Source organism: Shewanella sp. ZOR0012 (assembly GCF_000798835.1).
In the GTDB taxonomy this organism is placed as follows: domain Bacteria; phylum Pseudomonadota; class Gammaproteobacteria; order Enterobacterales; family Shewanellaceae; genus Shewanella; species Shewanella xiamenensis.
On sequence record NZ_JTLE01000094.1, the window covers coordinates 1,403,087 to 1,422,481 of the forward strand.

Sequence of the window (19,395 nt, forward strand, 5' to 3'; positions counted from 1 at the left end):
GATACATATATGATGAAGAAACAGTTCATAATGGGTTTGCTTTTACATTTTTAAAATATGAACGATTCTGCTTAAAAGGCAGCTATTCTGTACACGTCACATGGTCATGCTAGTGAGCAATTGCGTGTTAAATATAGCGCTCTGACATAGTATTAATGAGTTATATAGAATTGACGCCCTGAGGTCTTTCATGTTGCTTTTGCGTTCAGAGATACACACTATTCACTGATTTCACATAGCAAGAAAGTTCAATATGGAGTATTCTATAATACTGACTGAATCTAATTTGACGGAAAAGCCGTCTATATGAATTGCCTCGAAGTTAAAGGCACCACATTTTCAATCATTAGTGTTTCGAGCTTATCACCCCAAGCTTGTAGTACTGATAATTGCTCATCAAGGTAATCGTGGTGGTTATACACTCGCAGCATACCAGGAAGCTGGTGACCAACAGTCTTTTCAATTGCCACTATATCTAGCCCCATTTCACTGCATCGACTTATAAAAGTACGGCGCAAGTCATGAGGCGAGAAACGTTCAAAATTCGCCGGCAGATTTCGTTTGATATGCGAGCGAATCGCTGAAGGTACTTGCACTTTATCTGAGCCAACCTGAGGCCATACTAATTTCCAATGACTAGGAACAGTTTCACGTTGAGCTTCAAGCTGTTTGATAAGATAATCACTTAATGGCACTTTACGACTTTCTTGGCTCTTAGTGTGCCGTTCTTCTGAACTAGCAGGAAGCAGCCAAAGTTTTTTTTCAAAATCAACCTCACTCCAGCGCATTTCAAGTACTGCACTGATCCTTTGTCCGCACCCAAGTAAAAAATGTAATAGCCGTATATTGGCTGCATCCGTTCGCCAAGATGGTAATCCTGTTAACAATATTTTCAGCTCACTAAAACTTAGATTCCGTCTCGTGATTTTGGTCCCACCACCAACATCTCTCGCTCTCAATAGCGGCGCAGGATGCGTATCTATCATATTCAAAGCTAAGGCATGCTTGAGAACCTGATTGATTACCTTATGACATACTCCTATCGCCCCAGCCATCCTTCGACCATTTTTGTCCACCTTTGCATCAAACACTTTATTGAGGTCATTCATTCTCAAATCAGTTAATTTAATGCATCCAATATATGGCTTTATGTCGCGAAAATAAGTGGCACGAGCTTGAGAACCTCGCAATTGCTTTGATAGCAGCTTCTCATCAAAGCTTACAAAAGCATCATCAAATGTTTTCGCTTCTTCTTGCTCACGTTGCTCTCTTAATAACTCCTGCTTAGGATTTTTGTTATTTTCGAGCCAACTACGGAAACGCCCCGCTTCTTTTCTTGCCTGCTCTAATGTCATCCCCGTTTCAGGTTTCATCTTGTCGTATCGACCCATTGAGATTTTTTCGTGCTTCTTACCAACTTGAAATCGAAATACCCAAGTCATTGTGCCAGTCGGACGAACACGAATATTTAACCCCTCAATTTTTTTATCTGGGACTAGGTACTCTTTATCTTGCGGATTTAATGCTTGCAACGTGGCATTGCTGCTAATTCGCTTTGTGGTCATGAGTAAACCTCAACAATTCTGGGTACGGCTGGGGGTACGGCGACGTGTGAGTTTTTATTGTATCCCCTTAGACAGCCATGGACAACAATTAAAAATTAAAGCATTTAAATTCAATAAATTAAAATACAAAAATAGACTTACTTGGACACTATTAGATTGGCATCATCTTACACCGACCATATGGAAACAGGTGTGCTGTTAGAACGTCGTTAGGCGACTCTATATACCTAAAAACAAAGGAGCCTGTGGCTCCTTTGTTTTTAGTCAAACCGTACCCAACTAACGATGTTCTACTTTATGTTGTAATGCCTCAGCGCCCTTGGCGACCATGCGCAGCTGCATTACTAATTGATCGGCAAGCACTTTACGATCGGCGCGCTTCATATCCAGTGCCGACGCTCCGGCGTTAAACACTAAGGTCACTAGCGCTTCTGCCTGCGCTCTGGCTAGCATAGGTGTACGGCCCGCCGTCGCTTCGGTGTAATGGGCCAATTCAGAAATAAAATGTTCAATCTCGCGAGCCACCGCAGCGCGGAATGCCGCCGAGGTACCTGAACGCTCATGCAGTAAAATTCTGAAAACGTTTGGATTAGAATCAAGAACTTCCATAAAGGTATCCACTGATATACGGATCACGCTACCACCCGCTTCAGCACGTTGACGCCCCTTACGCATCATTTGCCTTAGGGTAAGCCCGCCCTCGTCGACCATAGTCAACCCGAGTTCATTCATATCCTTAAAATGACGATAAAAGGATGTGGGCGCAATGTTGGCTTCCCTCGCCACTTCTCGCAAACTTAAGCTAGAGAAGCTCCGCTCAGCACTGAGCTGATTAAAGGCCGCATCGACTAGAGCCCGCCGAGTTTTCTCTTTTTGCTGTGCACGAATACCCATTCTTGAATCCGCTAACTGAATGTAATGACGCGATAATACCGCTTTTGCGATTGAAACACAGCCCTATCCACCTTGACCAAACAAGATTGCTGGGCTAAATTAGCTTACAGTTGTACGCTCAAATGCGGATATTGGAAACTATAATGAATAAACCCCCTATCATCTGGCTTAATGTCACCCTATTTAGCCTAACCTTTCTCAGTGCGGTAATCCTCGTTCCTTGGTATGGCCTAGCCCACGGTTACGGTGCCAGCGAATGGATCGCTTTTGTGGTATTAGCCTTTGCCAGTGGCCTGTCGATCACTGCGGGTTACCATAGACTCTGGTCACATAAAGCCTATAAGGCACACCCTGTAATACGTTTCATCTACGCACTTTGTGGTGCATTAGCATTACAAAACAGCGCGTTACATTGGGCATCCGATCATCGAGTGCATCATAAGCATGTCGATGACAATGACAAAGATCCTTACTCCGCCAACATGGGTTTCTGGTACAGCCATATCGGTTGGATGCTGCGCGAATACCAAGCCCAGCGTTACCATGACTACCAAAACGTGCGTGATTTACAGAACGACCGTATCGTGATGTGGCAACACAAGCACTATCTTGCACTTGTGCTACTTATGAATATTGGTCTGCCTGCTTTATTAGGCTGGTTCACTGGCAATATCGCGGGTATGTTACTGATGGCGGGACTTCTGCGCTTAGTGGTCGTGCATCACTGCACCTTCTTCATTAACTCCCTCGCCCACGTGTGGGGTAGCCAACCTTATACCGATAAAAATACGGCCCGCGATAACGGTTTTCTGGCTGTACTGACCTACGGTGAGGGTTACCATAATTTCCACCATATCTTCGAAAACGATTATCGTAACGGGATTAAATGGTGGCATTACGATCCGACTAAGTGGTTGATTAAGGCGTTATCTTGGGTGGGTTTAGCCAAAGACTTACGCACGAGTCCGCAGGAGCGAATCGAGAGTGCCCGCTTACAAATGCAACTGCTGCATGCTAAAAGCAAAGTGCTCAATTTGCCAAATGCCGATGAAATTATTGAAAAAATTCAACAAGAGTATGAGTTGATGAAACAACACTTACTCGAATATTATCAAGCCCAAAAGGCACTGTTAGAGGCCAAACGTAAGCAACTGGTCGATCAGCAATTATTGCAGCAAGTCGAAGAGCTAAAAACCCGACTCCTGAATCAGCAAAAAAGCTGGAAGAGCCTGACTGCAACTTATAGCTAGGCCACAATTATCGGTAAAAATCATACGGCCGCCTTGCATGGTGGCCGTATCCTATTATTATGATGCCTCATTCACTTTTTACAGGATGTTAGGCTCATGTCGAATTGTGCAGTATCTCCAACCGATAGCATTAAACTCACCGAATATAGTCATGGTGCCGGTTGCGGCTGTAAAATTTCCCCTAAAGTACTGACCACCATTCTTGCCTCGCAGCTGCCTGTATTTACCGATCCTAATCTGCTGGTCGGCAATCAGAGTCGCGATGATGCGGCCGTGTATAAGCTCAATGATGAGATTGGCATTATCAGTACCACTGATTTTTTTATGCCCATTGTTGATGACCCCTTTACCTTTGGCCGCATTGCTGCCACCAATGCGATTAGTGATATTTACGCCATGGGCGGCACGCCGATGATGGCGATTGCTATTTTAGGCTGGCCAATCAACAAATTGCCTGCCGAAATCGCGCAACAAGTGGTTGATGGTGGTCGTCAAGCCTGTATGGAAGCAGGCATTATGCTGGCTGGCGGTCATAGCATCGATGCACCTGAACCTATCTTTGGCCTTGCAGTAACAGGGCAAATCGCCTTAACCGATTTAAAACAAAACGACACTGCTAAAACTGGCGATCGTTTGTATCTCACAAAACCTATTGGCATTGGCATCCTGACCACGGCACAAAAGCAGAAGAAGCTAAAAGACGAAGATAGCCACATTGCGGTGAATGCCATGTGCCAGCTCAATAGCGTAGGCGCTAAGATCGCTAAGATCAAAGGCGTAAACGCCCTGACCGATGTCACTGGCTTTGGCCTGGCGGGCCATCTACTTGAAGTATGTCAAGGTGCTAAACTCACCGCTAAACTTAATCTGGATGCCGTGCCACTCTTGCCGCGCGCCCTCGACTATCTAGCGCAAGGCTGTATACCCGGTGGTACCCATCGTAACTACGACAGTTATGGCGAACACTTGCCCGCACTTACCGATCACCAAAAAGCCATTTTGTGTGACCCGCAAACCAGTGGCGGCTTGTTAGTGGCGGTATCGAATGAGGCCGAAGCAGAACTGGTGGCACTGCTTAATGCCCATCAAATTGAGCCTATCTGCATTGGTTCGTTAGAAACGCCCACCTCCACCGCCAATGTGGTGCTGTGTTAATGACAACAACGATTATCCAGGCCCAGCAATACCACGATATCTTTGTCGCTGGGCTGCCATTAATCGACTTAAGAGCGCCAATCGAGTTTGACCGCGGCGCGTTTCCTTCCTCGGTAAATCTGCCGTTAATGGTTGATAAAGAAAGGGAAAAGGTCGGCACTTGCTACAAAGAGCAAGGACAGCAAGCCGCGATTACCTTAGGCCATTCACTCGTACATGGCGCAGTAAAACAACAAAGAATTGATGCTTGGTTACACTTTTTATCGGCCCACCCCGAAGCTTATCTTTACTGCTTTCGCGGCGGGCTACGTTCACAGCTAACTCAGCAATGGCTTAAAGAAGCGGGCGTAGTCGTACCTTATGTACAGGGTGGCTACAAAGGCATGCGCCAATATTTAATTGGTGTGATTGATGCCGTCCCTAGCGAACAACGCTTGTTAAGCCTAAGTGGTATGACGGGCTGCGGTAAAACGGATTTTTTAAGACAGCGCAAAGAGGCAGTGGATCTTGAGGGTATCGCCAATCACAGAGGATCGAGTTTTGGTAAAAACATCGACCCACAACCAACGCAAATAAACTTTGAAAATCAGCTCGCGATTGCACTACTCCGCCACCAACAGGGCAATCATTCCTGCTTACTACTTGAGGATGAAAGCTTTCTGATTGGCCGCTCAGCGCTGCCGCAAAGCTTTTATAGCGCCATGCAAGCAGCCGATATTGTAGTACTCGAAGAAGATGACGACATTAGGCTAAGTCGCTTACTCGATGAATATGTTCATAAAATGCATCACGGTTTTGTTGAACGCTTAGGTATTGAGGCAGGCTTTGATGCCTTTAGCCAATATCTTTTGCAGAGTCTTACCAGTATTCGCAAACGTCTTGGTGGTAAGCAATATCAAGAGCTGCAAGACATCATGCAACAAGCTCTGACGCAGCAACTCAATCAAAACCAAACCTCACAGCATTTAACTTGGATAAGCCTGCTACTGCAAAAGTATTACGACCCTATGTATGAATACCAATTAGCAAAAAAAGCACATCGAGTGCTTTTTAGGGGAAATCACCAAGACATGCATCAGTGGTTAGATAACTTATCGCAAGATAATCTTGGCTAAACAAGTACAGCTCAGCATGTTAAAAACAAGAAAACCGTGTGCTAACTGCCACGGTTTTCTTTATCTATCTCGTCAAGTTAGGACTTATTGAGTAGATTCGCGACACTATCCCTGAGCGAGTGCCGATCAGCATTTTGCCCATCCACCACATCCGTTAAGCTCACCGATACCTTGGACCAAAAGCGTTTCGGCATTGTGGTCAATGCATGGCCATCCTTATGACTAAAGTAAGAGCCCCACAGGCCATTCAGCGCCATAGGGATTACGGGCACGGGATCGCGGGCCAAGATTTTATCGATACCAGGGCGAAACTCACCGAGTTCACCATCCGGCGTTAAACGACCTTCAGGGAAGATACACACCAACTCGCCATTCGCTAACGCTTCATGAATTGATTCAAAGGCTTGATTGTAAGTCGTCTCACTCTGGCGCGGCGAACAAATCGGAATCACTCCTGCATGGCGGAACAGGTATTTCAGCACCGGAATTTCACTGATCGATTTATCCATCACAAAGCGAATCGGCCGGGTCGACGCCCCCATAATGATCAACGCATCCACATAGCTCACATGGTTACAGACTATGATACCCGCGCCTTCTTTGGGGATCTTTTCCCGCCCAGTCACAGTCACTCGATACATCACATGGCTGAGTAAGTAACTGATAAATCGTTGGGTAAACTCAGGCACTTGTGAATACACATAGAGAGCAACAACGAAATTCATCACGGCTAGCAGTAAGAACAACTGTGGAATACTCCAGCCAGCCACACCGAGTAACAGCATAGACAACAACGCTGACGCCACCATAAAGAGCGAGTTCATAATGTTATTCGCGGCAATCGCTTGCGCACATTCTCCCTTCGCAGAACGCGCTTGAATAAAGGCGTACAGAGGCACGATAAACAGACCACCGCTGACCCCAATCATAAAGAAGTCCAACATCACTCGATAATGCTTCTGCTCAGCAATAAAGCTTTGTAAGCCATAAACAAAACTAGCATCCGCAGGTGCAGGCGGAATCGCCCACAGCAAGTCCACACCAAACACGGTTAACCCGAGCACCCCAAAGGGCAACAAGCCTAACTCCACATGGCCAAAGGAAAAACGCTCACAGACAAAGGAGCCCACCGCAATCCCAATAGAGAACATTCCCAGTAGCAGCGACACCACTGTCGCGCCAGAGTGCAAATGCAGCTTGGCAAAGTTAGGGAATTGGGTCAGATATGTCGCCCCCAAAAACCAGAACCAGCTAATGGCGAGGATGGCCATCCAAATCGAAGGCGTTTGGCGTGCCTTCTTAATGGTGCGCCAAGTGCCTGATAATGGACGAAATTGGATTTTCTGTACCGTGCCCTGCGGCGGTAAAGCAGGGATCGCACGGCTAGACAAATACCCCGCCAAGGCAAGGGCTGCAACCGTGATGGCCGACCACAAGGTGGCGTTGTTTTCAGACACTAAGATCCCGGCACTCAAGGTACCGATCAAGATAGACAAAAACGTCCCCATCTCAACCCAGGCATTGCCCGTCACTAACTCATCCTCTTTTAAGGCTTGAGGCAAGAGGGAATATTTGACCGGACCAAAATAGGCTGACTGGCTACCGGTTAAAAACAGCAGTAATAACATCATCATGTAATTCTCACTCACAATAGCGAGTGCGGCGCTGAACATAATGATGACTTCGAGCAGTTTTAAGCGACGGATAAGTTTGGCTTTATCCATATTGTCGGCCACGACGCCAGCATGGGCAGAGAACAGGAAAAACGGCAGGATAAAGACCCCTGCAACCAAATTAACAAACATGTCGACGCTAATGGGTAAATCATTGACTTGGCTGAAGGTGACGAGCAACAGCAACACATTTTTATAGATATTGTCGTTAAGTGCGCCCAGACATTGGGTTGCGAAATACGGTAAAAAACGTTTTGTTAGCAGCATGATGCTTCCCTCTGATAACCCATTCCCTGTAAATACCCAGTCACATGACTTTCTAGTAAAGCGGGTAAAGATGCCGTATCGGCAAACAATTTATTATCCAGTGACAATGCCGTGAGGCCGTGGATGCCGCCCCAGAGTACTCGACTCATTTGGAGTTGCTGCTCAGCAGTCTTATGGGGGAACAACAGGGCTAACTCACGTTCAATTAAACTGAATAAACTCGCGATAAGATGGCCTTGAGATTCGGGCAAAGGTTCGGAGTCGAGTAGCTGCAGTTCAAATACCAACTTAAAACATTGGCGCTGTGCATGGGCAAACTCAGCGTATTTTTGCGCCATGTTGATGATTTTATTGCGACTATTATCTGCATTTACCTCGGAGAGCTCATGCATCAGCGCCTGCAGCGTTGCCTCAGAAACGGCTAACAAAAGGTAGTTATAGCTACCAAAGATATTAATTAAGGTACTCGGCACATAGCCAATCTGGCTAGCAATCTTGCGTAAACTCAGTTCTTGTGTCCCTTGCTGTTGCAGCAGTGCCATTGCCGCTTCTACTGCCATAGTACGAATTTCATCATGACTATGCTCTTTGCGTCTCGCCATAGGTCTCACTCCCTGTTGAATGCAGTGAGATTAACAGTCTGAAAAATAAAAAACAACGTTCAAAATAAGTTTATTTTGCGTACAGCATGAAGTAAAAGGCATAAAAATGAGGGAAGAAAGTCTAACTCTGGGCAATCGCTCGATGGCAACCCTGGAGGGAATTTAACTTTTAGCACATAAAAAACGACGCCCTGAATCGAGAGCGCCGTTTCGACATTGAACTTTTACCTAGCGGCAGTGATAACTCATCACGACTCTGTCGGCCCCAGCGCCAAAATAGTCCGCTTCGAAGGCAGTATCGACAAACCCTAAACGCTGATATAAACCATGGGCAGGATTATGGGGATCGACAGTTAAATCCACCCGCTTAACCAGAGGTGGTATTTGGCTTAAACATTGTTGTATTAATTGTTTACCAATGCCTCGCCCGCGGGCTTGCTCACTCACCGCCACGGACAGGATCCACATACAGGTAGGGTCGCCACTTTGAGCGCAGAGCAAATAGCCTAAAAGCTCCCCGTCAGCGTCTACGGCAACCAGAAACTGCTCAGGCCAACAATCAAACCCTTGGCGGAAGAAAAAATCGGGATAACAATGATCGCCAAAGATAGCCTGTTCAAGTTGAAAAACGTCGGCTAACTCTGACTTTAATACTGGACGAATCGACTGCATGTAAACCTATTCACCAATTAAAATTTTATCCCACGCTAAATTGGGCGCACCAACAACAATAAAGTTAGGATTTTCAAGCGTCTCACGTTCGTTGTAGGTTAAAGGTTGCAGCTCGGTATCCATAAGCTGACCACCCGCTTCCTCAATAATGATCTGTGCGGCGCCGGTATCCCACTCTCCCGTAGGCCCGACTCGCACATAACAATCGGCGCGTCCTTCGGCGACCAGACAACTCTTCAAGGCCGCACCGCCCATGACCACCAGTTCACAATGCTTAGGATGATTGAATAGAGTTAATACAGATTGAGGATCCTGACGACGACTCACCGCTAACCTTAGGGAAACTTGCTCACGGTGCTGAATTTGCCTACTACTGATGCGCACTTCCTGCTTATCGGTGCGTTTATAGGCACCTAATCCCGCGATGGCGTAGTAACACACCTGCGTCATCGGCACATAGACCACACCCATTACTGGACGATTGTGCTCCACCAACGCAATGATCACCGAAAAATCACCACTACCGGCAATAAACTCTCCCGTGCCATCGAGAGGGTCGACTAACCAATAACGTTTCCAGCCGACACGCTCACTCAGGGGAATATCGGCAGCCTCTTCAGACAGGATAGGAATATCGGGCGTCAATGCGGCTAAGCGTTCACAAATCAGCTTATTCGCCGCTAGGTCCGCCGAGGTGACAGGGGTATTATCAGACTTGGTTTCTCGCTCAAAATTACCCTTGAGGTAAATCTCACGAATAGTGCGACCCGCATCCGTTGCTATCGCAATCACCTCGTCGATTAACTCTTCTGGCTTCATAACCACTCCAATCGCTAACATCGCGAATGATCCACAAGCACTCAATTGCTGAATGCTATAACAAAAAAGATTATTTAAGTTGTAGGTGTTTCTGCGCTAAAAACAATGCGCTCACACTACGGGATTCCGAAAAATCGCTATTTTCGAGTAACGCTTCCCACTCGGCCAACGCCCAAGGCACCACATCTATGGGTTCTGGCTCATCGCCTTCGAGGCGGCTTTCATATAAATCTTCTGCTATGAAAATTTGCATCTTGCTAGAGAAATAACCCGGCGCAAGGCTAAGTTCTTTCAACAGGGTCAGCTTACGGGCCCCAAAACCAATTTCTTCCTGCAATTCTCGATTGGCCGCTTCGATAGCTTGCTCACCAGGGTCTATTAATCCCTTAGGAAAACCTAGCTCGTAATTGTCAGTACCAGCTGCATATTCACGGGCTAACAGCATGTTACCTTGATGAATGGGTACAACCATCACAGCGCCACGGCTTCCGCCCTTCATCCGCTCATACTGGCGCTCGACACCGTTAGAGAATTTAAGATGGACTTGTTCAATTTGAAACAAACGGCTCTTAGCGACAACTTCAGTATGCAAGATTTCCGGCTTGTGGTGCCGCTGTGACATAACTGCCCCTGGATAAAAATAGCAACAAACTAACTAGGATAAGTGACAATCTTACTATCCTGTCTTTAATCTACAACCTGAATTTAGTGCGGCTATTCCAAAGACCACCACCCAAGTAATGGGATTTAAGTCACGCACTAAGCAATAACAAAGGAGAAGCGGCTAAAACTTTCCCGCTTTTTATCGCGAAAATTCACCCACAAAAAAGGGGCTAAGCCCCTTTTGATGTCAATATCATCTAAAACTGATAACGCAGATTGAGTTGATAGCTCAATAGGTCATTCGGCTCGATAGCTAGGTATTGATAACCTAAACCCACAGACCACGCATCACTAAATTGGTAACTAAAACGCACTCCCGCATACCAATCTGTGCCGTCTAAATCAGTCGTTATCGTGGTATTGCCCATGGTACTACTAATATCCGCTTGCCAATGGAACAAGCCAACAGGCACTTCAAAGCGCCAACCTTGATGCTGCAGCAAGGTAAATCTCAAGCCCAACATAACCCCATCGGCAAGCACTGGGGTGACAGTTTTCACCAACTCATGGTATTGCGCTGGCGTTAACGTCGAGCCCTTAATTCTCGCGCTTCCTTCACCAAAATCGGCATAGCCCAGTTCCAACGCCACAATCGGTGTCCATTGATAACCTAGACTCACCCCAAATGCGGTATCCGAGTCATCGACGCTGAGGAGTTGTCCCTCTCCGACTTGGGCGTTTAACTCAGGCAGTGTTTTATCGGCCTGCGCTTGGCCGATAAAACCCTCAACATACCAGTCTGTTGCCTGTGCCTGTTGCGTCACACTGAGCAATAACAGGCAGCCTAAGGCCAATCGCTGTAATTCTCGGCGACGCAATATCGCGCACGCTAAGATAAATGCCAACGCCCATGAGGTCATACTGCCTCCTCCTGACTTATTATCGATAATGACCTCTTGATAGGCTTTCACTGTGATAAGCACTTGCCCCGTTGCTTCACCACCTTGACCATCGCTAATCCTATAGGTCACGGTATCCACACCATCAAACCCTGTTTTAGGGATATAACGCAGTTTATTGGCTTCGATAGTCACACTGCCTTGTTGAGCTGTCGCACTTAACAGGGTCAACGTATTACCATCCAGATCGGTGTCATTACTTAGCACGTCGATAAGCAAGCTGGTGCGATCATCGGTGGCGGCGCTGTCATCAACAGTCACAGGGGCTGTGTTGCCATTCACCTCAATCGTCAGCTCACTACTTGCCGTACCACCTTTACCATCGGTAATGCTATACACCAACACATCGGTGCCGATAAAGTCTACCGCTGGCGTGTAACTGATCCGTTGATCCGCTAACACTGTGGCAGTGCCAAACTCACTGATCACTTGAGTAACACTCAAACTATCCCCATCGCTATCCGTATCGTTGGCAAGCACATTGACATCAATACTCTGGTTCCAAGCAATTGCTGCCGAGTCGGGATTGGCGACAGGCAAGTGGTTACCATTGAGCATCACAGCAACGCCACTTGGGTCGACGATAGTACGGTTAGCCACACCATCATCATCGTTAGGGCCACCGTCTTCGATAGTCAACTGCACACACCAATGGCCTTCGGTTAATCCCGGCGTCCAACGGCTATCCCCCGGCGGAGGGCAGAAACCACGTTCCCCCTCAGTACTGGCAACAGTGTTGTTTGCATCAATCACAAAGTCTCGCCAGCCCGCTTGCGCATTAAACTTGCGGTAGACGGCATTCGCTGGAACGGGCGAGCGTTGTGGCAATACCAAGCTATAGCTTTGGCCCTGTTGTGGTAGACCCGTCGCGATAAAGTCGAAAATACCACCCACATTTGCGGCTAAAGCATCTTCAGCCACAGCTTCAGGCTGTAGTTGCACGCCGCTCTGTCCACGGCTTAGGGCAATATTTCCCAAACGTAAACAGACGCCCGCTTGCCCTTCGGCCAAGAAGTACACTGGCTGCAATTCCCCTTCAGGCATCACATTACAGTCATTGTTCGCATCCAAATAATCTGGGATGCCATCACTATCGCTATCGCTATAGCCTTCTTGAACATCGGGGATTAAATCGCCATCCGTATCAGCACTCGTCAATGCGGCTAAACTTGGACGCACTACGATGTACACCGTTTCGGTACTCGACAGCACAGGCGAACCATCATCGGTCGCTGTTAAGCTCACGGGATAAATCCCCGGCGTTACCGCGGCTGGAGAGAACATCATCCCCGTCGCATCCGCTTGCAAGCTTAACGCACCGCTTGCCCACGTCAGCGTTAATGTATCTTGCTCATTGGCATCGGAGGCGGTGGCACGAATATGCACATCGCCGCCATTTTGCGCGACTATCACCTGCTGTTGGCCAGCTTGAGTCACCGCCAAACTAAGCTGTGGTGCAATATTGGCTTCGGTAATCACCACTTGGGTCTGCTGCTTACTACCAAGATTCAGGCTTGGGTCAAGGCTGATTAATACCTCTTCATTCCCTTCACTCACACCATCGTTCAAGGTAGTAAAGTGGATTTCTGCCATTTGTCCTGAGGCTATCTCCACTACGCCATCAACCAAATCATGGTCGCTGCTGTCTGCCGTTCCTGACACTGTGTAAGGAATACTCAGCGGATAGCTTGGTGCCTCTCCGTTGAGGTGAACACTCACGGTCACTTGATTCCCTTCTGCAATAACTTGATCTTTGCTCAGCGAAATCAATGGATTGACTTTGACCTTCTGCGCTTTAATCGCCTTGTTGCCCTCGCTGTCTACTGCCTGCCAATAGGCTAAGGAGTTGCCAGGGGCGAAGAATAAGCTCTTATTCACCAGCGACACGGGTAATGGATGGCCATTACGGTCAACCGCCTTGGCAAAACCGAGTTTCACCCGCGTAAACAGGCCTGTCGCATTCACCTCAACATCATCAGGTAGAGTGATCACGGGTTGACTCGCTGAGTCAGCGCCTTCAATCAGCACATTCACTTTGGCGGTTGCTCGGCCTTTGTTGCCATCGCTAATGGTATAACGCAGTGCAACAGGCCCCACATAAGCCTCGGGCGCGGTAAAGCTGAGTCCATCAGCAGTGATTTGTACACTGCCAATATCCGCAGCAGCACCATCAATGCTTAAGGTGTCACCATCGACATCCACATCGTTTGCCAACACAGCTAACGAATAGGTGTCATTTGCAGTACTGGTTAAGGTATAGCTGTCATCGACAGCTTGAGGATCGTCGTTCACTGGCGTAACCGTAATGGTGACTGTGGCAGGCTCTGAGCTCAGCTCTGCATCTTTAGCGATAAAGCCAATAGAGTCAGTACCATTAAAATCCTTCTCAGGCGTATAGAGCCAGACACTACCGTGCTGCTCTAAGGTACCAGAGGCAGGTTGGGCGCTGATCTCATAGGTCAGAGGATCATTATCGGCATCCTCACCCGCAAGCGTGATCATCACCGAACTGTCTTCCTCAAGAGCTACAGACTGATTGGAAGCGACAGGCGCATCGTTGACGTTTGCCACTGCAATCGTAAAGCTCTGGTCTGCGGTTAAACCATCCACATCGGTGGCGCGAAGCACCACGGCATGACTGCCGACATTGGTGTTAGTTGGGGTGCCACTTAACACGCCCGTGGCTGCATTGAAGCTCAGCCAACTTGGCAAAGTGACTGCGCTTAAGGTGACACTGTCGCCCACATCGCTGTCGGTCGCCACCAAGGTGTAGCTATAGGCCGCATCTTGGGTGGCGCTAGTCTGTGCACTAGAGGTGATGGTTGGTGCATCGTTGACGTTTGCCACCACAATGCTGAAGCTCTGGTCTGCGGTTAAACCATCCACATCGGTGGCGCGTAGCACCACCGCATGACTGCCGACATTGGCATTAGTTGGGGTACCACTCAGCACGCCCGTCGCCGGATTAAAGCTCAGCCAACTCGGCAGAGTGACTGCGCTTAAGGTGACACTGTCGCCCACATCGCTGTCCGTTGCTACCAAGGTATAGCTATAGGCTGCATCTTGGGTAGCGCTGGTTAACGCCGTTGAACTGATGGTCGGCGCATCATTAACGTTTGCCACCACAATCGTAAAGCTCTGGTCAATCGTCAGACCATCCCCGTCCGTGGCGCGTAGCACCACGGCATGACTGCCGACATTGGCATTAGTTGGGGTACCACTTAACACGCCCGTCGCGGCATTAAAGCTCAGCCAGCTTGGCAGTGTAACCGCGCTTAAGGTGACACTATCGCCCACATCGCTATCCGTTGCTACCAAGGTGTAGCTATAGGCCGCATCTTGGGTAGCGCTAGTCTGTGCACTAGAGGTGATGGTCGGTGCATCGTTGACGTTTGCCACCACAATGCTGAAGCTTTGCTCTGCGGTTAAGCCATCGACATCGGTGGCGCGTAGCACCACGGCATGACTGCCGACATTAGCGTTAGCTGGGGTACCACTGAGGACTCCTGTCGCCGCATTGAAGCTCAGCCAGCTTGGCAGAGTGACGGCACTTAAGGTGACACTGTCGCCCACATCGCTATCCGTTGCTACCAAGGTGTAGCTATAGGCCGCATTTTGGGTAGCACTGGTTAACGCCGTTGAACTGATGGTCGGTGCATCGTTGACGTTTGCCACCACAATGGTAAAGCTCTGGTCAATCGTCAGACCATCCACATCCGTAGCGCGTAGCACCACCGCATGGCTGCCGACGTTAGCATTAGTTGGGGTACCACTCAGCACACCCGTGGCTGCATTAAAGCTCTGCCAACTTGGCAGTGTAACGGCACTTAAGGTGACACTGTCGCCGACATCGCTGTCGCTTGCGACCAAGGTGTAGCTATAGGCTGCATCTTGGGTGGCACTGGTTAACGCCGTTGAACTGATGGTTGGTGCATCGTTGACGTTTGCCACCACAATGCTGAAGCTTTGCTCTGCGGTTAAACCATCCACATCGGTGGCGCGTAGTACCACGGCATGGCTGCCCACGTTAGCATTAGTTGGGGTACCACTCAGCACGCCAGTCGCGGCATTAAAGCTCAGCCAACTTGGCAGTGTCACGGCGCTTAAGGTGACACTGTCGCCCACATCGCTGTCCGTTGCTACCAAGGTGTAGCTATAGGCTGCATCTTGGGTGGCACTCGTGAGTGCGGTTGAACTGATAACGGGAGCACCATTAGGCTTCACTGCGTTACTCGCCGAGGAGGCGCTACTGGTTCCTGCTGAGTTTATAGCTGCAACCGTAAATGAATAGGAAGTCCCATTGGTTAATCCCATTATCGTGATGGGTGAAGAAGTACCCGATGCCGTAATACCGCCTGGAGTCGATACTAAGGAATAGCCCGTAATGGCATCACCACCAGTGAATGCCGGAGCACTAAAACTCACCGTTGCTTGAGCATTCCCCGCAGTGGCAGTGCCGATTGTTGGCGCGCTTGGCACAACGGCATTGATACTGAATGAACGACTCACTTGAGTCGCCGCCAAATAACTCGCATTGCCCACTTGGTCTGCGTTGATGGTACAAGTGCCTACAGTGACAAAGCTCAATAAGCCCCCACTGGTGATGGTACAGACACTCGGAGTGGATGAGGTAAAGGTTGGTGCCAAACCTGAATCAGACGTTGCAGTCAAAGTCGGTGAAGTACCAAAGTTTTGCGATCCCGGATTAGTGAAAGTAATGGATTGGCTTGCTGCGGGCGTCACGCTATTTGATGCAGCTGATGCAGCGCCTGTGCCAGCAGAGTTATTTGCCGTTACCGTAAAGGTATAGGCCTGTCCATTAGTCAAGCCTGTCACTAAAATCGGCGAACTGGCACCATCAACTGGGGCAACATCAGGCGGGCTGACGCTCACGGTATATCCTGTTAGGGAGGTTCCACCCGTGTTAACCGGGGCAATAAAGGATACGTTTGCTTGCATGTCACTGGCCGTTGCTGTGCCAATTGTTGGCGCACTCGGTACAACAGCATTTACTGTAAATGTTCGGCTGACCGTGGCGGCGGCCAGATAGGACGAATTACCAGCCTGCTCAGCGTTGATGGTACAAGTACCTGCAGTGACAAAAGTCAGGGTTGAACCGCTAACCGTACATACCCCTGTGGTAGATGAGCTAAAGCTGACGGCTAAGCCTGATGTTGAGTTGGCAGACAAATTGGGTGACGTTCCAAAATTCTGCGCCCCAGGGTTAGCAAAAGTAATGGTTTGAGGCGATGCGGGTGTAACTGAATTGGATGCTGCTGATGCTGCACCCGTTCCTGCGGAGTTAGTCGCTGTAACGGTAAAAGTATAGGTGACTCCGTTAGTCAGCCCTGTGACTGTGATCGGCGAACCAGATCCAGTACCCGTTGCACCACCGGGGCTAGCGGTAACAGTGTAGCCTCCGGCAAGGATCGGTGCTCCACCAGTGCTGGCGGGAGCTGTAAAGCTAACCGATGCTTGAGTGTCACCCGCGGTTGCGGAGCCAATAGTTGGGGCACTAGGCGCGACGGCATTAACGCTAAAGGTTTGGCTTACCGTCGTTGCAGCATTGGTAGCAGCATTCCCAGCTTGGTCCGCATCGATAGTACATGAGCCAGAGTTAACAAAGGTCAGCGCACCTCCAGAGGTGATTGTACAGATCCCCGTCGTTGAAGATGAGAAGCTGACCGTCAAGCCCGAGCTAGAGGTCGCACTTAGGGTCGGACTGGTACCAAAATTCTGTGCGCCGGGATTATTGAAAGTAATTGTTTGATTAACTTTGGGCACCACTGAATTGGAAGCCGCGGAGGCAGAGCTTGTTCCAATGGCATTAGTTGCGGTTACCGTAAAAGTATAAGCCGTACCATTCGTAAGGCCAGTCACCGTTATCGGAGACGTTGTGAATCCATTACCACCTGCAGTAATACCGCCGGGGCTGGAAGTCACGGTGTAACCGGTAATCGCCGAGCCGCCGTTATTGGACGGCGCAGTAAAGGAGACGGAAACCTGTCCATCACCTGCTGTTGCAACCCCTATGGTGGGAGCATCCGGTGCCGTTGGAATGGCGACCGTATGGGTCGTACCACTGGTATAAGCAGCCGGGCCAGCATTGCCAGCCGCATCAGAAATATTGGTGGAACCGTTTAGATTGAGCTTTATCGTACCATTGCCAGTAATGCTACTCACCGTCACTGTCACACTGGAGCCTGAACTCGCAGATACACTAGCAATCGTGCCTGTTGCACTACCCGTAGTACCCAAAGCGAAATCGTCAGTGGAAATATTGCTGACAGACTCACTGAAATTCACGGTGAAATCCACGCTGGTGTCCGTTGATACCGCGCCACCAACAGGAGCTGTGCTGGTTACCGACGGTGTAACGCCATCCACAACCAGCGCTTTGTTAGCACCTAATGAATTAGCCGCTCCGGGTGAAGCCAGTGTAAGGATCGCATTATTGGTGGCCGCATCGCGAATAGTGCCACCATTTAACGACAATGAATTGGTGGCGACATAATCCAAATCGTTTGAGCTATCACCGGACTGAATGGTGTAGCTAAATGTAAGGGTGCTTGAACCGCTACCGCTCGCATAATTAATCGTGCGATCTGTTGTGCCTGTTTCAAGGGTTAATTGCGGCGTGCCAGTTACTGTAACCGCTTCACTGAAGTTGACTTGGATACTGATGCTATCACCCACTTTATAAGTGCCATTGGCTGTACTGGCTGTCACAGAAGAAACGGTGGGTGCTGTACTATCCACAAGAACACCGGTTGTGGAGCCGACGGAATTTAGCGTCAGCGTCATGTCATTATTGGCAGCATCCTTCAAGGTTCCGCCGTTCAAACCAAGCGCACCTATGGTAATACCGTCAGAATCAACCAAACCACTCTCAACCGTGTAACTGAAGACAAGCGCAGCGGTTCCAGATCCCGACGAGTAGGTTGCGTATTTGGTTGTGGCGCCAATGGTCAATGCGATGCGGGGAGTTCCACCACCAGTGTTCACGATGACGTTTTCGCTGGTATTAACGGTGAAACTCAGTGATTGCCCAGTGATATAAGTTGCATTCGAAGGCACACCTACGCTGGTGACTGTTGGAGGGGTGATATCAGGAACCGTATTTAATACAAAGCTATCAAATACATCAAAATAACCGCTGCTATTTGAAGTAATAACTACCTTGTCAACATTATCAAAGGGATTGTTGTTTAACGTTACAGTAAATGAGCCATTAGCCTGACCAAAGCCTGACCCAGTACTTTGAGTCCCAACAGATGATCCGTTTCTAAAGCCCTCAACCGAGGCAAAACCACCACCAAATGCATTGATGTAAAAACTAACGAAGTCAAATTCATTGCCCGAGGTGGTTTCGACAGTAATTGCTTCAACTCCAGAATACATACCTGCAAATAACCCGGCAGAATTACTCTGACCATCATCCGTATCCTGAAACCAGTTAGCGGCGCTGTAAGTTATTTTAAAGTCACCCTGTGTAAAAACATTTGCCCCATGGTCTGCGCTCTCAACAAAACCAGAAGCATTGAAATCTACAATGACATTAGAAGGAATTGAAGCCGCATTGACACTCATACTTAGCAACACTACTGCTGCAAAACCCAGTTGAACGATCCACTTAATGCCCGTATTTATGTTTACGAATCCACAAGCCGGAGTTTGATATCGATCATCGGGATGATCTGTTTTGCAGCATGACATATTAAGCCCCCTTAATCGCTGTGTACGAAAATTTTTGATTTAGCTAAAGTAGCTAAAACCAGCAATCCAGAAGATTTAATTCCCTCTGGATTACTGAATTAATTT

The 19,395-nt window shown here is 48.5% G+C and carries 11 protein-coding genes; 3 read left to right on the forward strand and 8 right to left on the reverse strand.

The window, feature by feature from the left end:
* Positions 1-302 precede the first annotated feature (302 nt).
* The gene (locus L976_RS07870) at positions 303-1,565 is read right to left on the reverse strand and encodes a tyrosine-type recombinase/integrase (RefSeq protein ID WP_047535759.1); all 1,263 of its coding nucleotides are present in this window, start codon (positions 1,563-1,565) and stop codon (positions 303-305) included.
* A 279-nt stretch (positions 1,566-1,844) separates the two neighbouring features.
* Positions 1,845-2,459, reverse strand: coding sequence for an HTH-type transcriptional repressor FabR (gene fabR, locus L976_RS07875; protein ID WP_011070594.1), 615 nt, complete (start codon positions 2,457-2,459; stop codon positions 1,845-1,847).
* 143 nt (positions 2,460-2,602) lie between these two features.
* Here fabR and L976_RS07880 point away from each other — a divergent pair, with 143 nt between their 5' ends.
* The 3 genes from L976_RS07880 (at position 2,603) to mnmH (ending at position 5,979) form a co-directional block, all read left to right on the forward strand.
* Positions 2,603-3,709 (forward strand): acyl-CoA desaturase, encoded by a 1,107-nt coding sequence (locus L976_RS07880; protein ID WP_047535761.1) that lies wholly within the window; start codon positions 2,603-2,605, stop codon positions 3,707-3,709.
* A 96-nt stretch (positions 3,710-3,805) separates the two neighbouring features.
* Complete coding sequence (gene selD, locus L976_RS07885; protein WP_047535763.1) at positions 3,806-4,864, forward strand: selenide, water dikinase SelD; 1,059 nt, start codon at positions 3,806-3,808, stop codon at positions 4,862-4,864.
* Positions 4,864-5,979 carry a tRNA 2-selenouridine(34) synthase MnmH gene (mnmH, locus tag L976_RS07890; protein ID WP_047535765.1) on the forward strand — a complete coding sequence of 372 codons (1,116 nt, stop codon included), beginning with the start codon at positions 4,864-4,866 and terminating at the stop codon, positions 5,977-5,979. Before selD ends, mnmH begins: the two co-directional genes overlap by 1 nt.
* Positions 5,980-6,056: 77 nt before the next feature.
* Here the strand turns inward: mnmH and L976_RS07895 are convergent, their stop codons facing one another.
* From L976_RS07895 to L976_RS07920, 6 genes are all read right to left on the reverse strand, one after another.
* Positions 6,057-7,919, reverse strand: coding sequence for an MFS transporter (locus tag L976_RS07895; RefSeq protein ID WP_047535769.1), 1,863 nt, complete (start codon positions 7,917-7,919; stop codon positions 6,057-6,059).
* Positions 7,910-8,521: a TetR/AcrR family transcriptional regulator gene (locus tag L976_RS07900; protein WP_047535771.1), complete on the reverse strand. Its 612-nt coding sequence runs from the start codon at positions 8,519-8,521 to the stop codon at positions 7,910-7,912. Before L976_RS07900 ends, L976_RS07895 begins: the two co-directional genes overlap by 10 nt.
* Positions 8,522-8,749: 228 nt before the next feature.
* Positions 8,750-9,193 carry a GNAT family N-acetyltransferase gene (locus L976_RS07905; RefSeq protein WP_047535773.1) on the reverse strand — a complete coding sequence of 148 codons (444 nt, stop codon included), beginning with the start codon at positions 9,191-9,193 and terminating at the stop codon, positions 8,750-8,752.
* A 6-nt stretch (positions 9,194-9,199) separates the two neighbouring features.
* On the reverse strand, positions 9,200-10,012 hold the full coding sequence (gene cysQ / locus L976_RS07910) for a 3'(2'),5'-bisphosphate nucleotidase CysQ (RefSeq protein ID WP_047540291.1): 813 nt from the start codon (positions 10,010-10,012) through the stop codon (positions 9,200-9,202).
* Positions 10,013-10,082: 70 nt separating this feature from the next.
* On the reverse strand, positions 10,083-10,634 hold the full coding sequence (gene nudE / locus L976_RS07915; RefSeq protein WP_037430523.1) for an ADP compounds hydrolase NudE: 552 nt from the start codon (positions 10,632-10,634) through the stop codon (positions 10,083-10,085).
* A 238-nt stretch (positions 10,635-10,872) separates the two neighbouring features.
* Complete coding sequence (locus tag L976_RS07920; RefSeq protein WP_047535775.1) at positions 10,873-19,290, reverse strand: putative Ig domain-containing protein; 8,418 nt, start codon at positions 19,288-19,290, stop codon at positions 10,873-10,875.
* Between the last annotated feature and the right edge of the window lie 105 nt (positions 19,291-19,395).

Bases quoted from the DNA above. Each gene is read 5' to 3' on its own strand.
- L976_RS07920 (WP_047535775.1), bottom strand. From the start codon at position 19,290: ATGTCATGCTGCAAAACAGATCATCCCGATGATCGATATCAAACTCCG.
- nudE (WP_037430523.1), bottom strand. From the start codon at position 10,634: ATGTCACAGCGGCACCACAAGCCGGAAATCTTGCATACTGAAGTTGTC.
- fabR (WP_011070594.1), bottom strand. From the start codon at position 2,459: ATGGGTATTCGTGCACAGCAAAAAGAGAAAACTCGGCGGGCTCTAGTC.
- selD (WP_047535763.1), top strand. From the start codon at position 3,806: ATGTCGAATTGTGCAGTATCTCCAACCGATAGCATTAAACTCACCGAA.
- L976_RS07905 (WP_047535773.1), bottom strand. From the start codon at position 9,193: ATGCAGTCGATTCGTCCAGTATTAAAGTCAGAGTTAGCCGACGTTTTT.
- mnmH (WP_047535765.1), top strand. From the start codon at position 4,864: ATGACAACAACGATTATCCAGGCCCAGCAATACCACGATATCTTTGTC.
- cysQ (WP_047540291.1), bottom strand. From the start codon at position 10,012: ATGAAGCCAGAAGAGTTAATCGACGAGGTGATTGCGATAGCAACGGAT.
- L976_RS07870 (WP_047535759.1), bottom strand. From the start codon at position 1,565: ATGACCACAAAGCGAATTAGCAGCAATGCCACGTTGCAAGCATTAAAT.
- L976_RS07880 (WP_047535761.1), top strand. From the start codon at position 2,603: ATGAATAAACCCCCTATCATCTGGCTTAATGTCACCCTATTTAGCCTA.
- L976_RS07900 (WP_047535771.1), bottom strand. From the start codon at position 8,521: ATGGCGAGACGCAAAGAGCATAGTCATGATGAAATTCGTACTATGGCA.
- L976_RS07895 (WP_047535769.1), bottom strand. From the start codon at position 7,919: ATGCTGCTAACAAAACGTTTTTTACCGTATTTCGCAACCCAATGTCTG.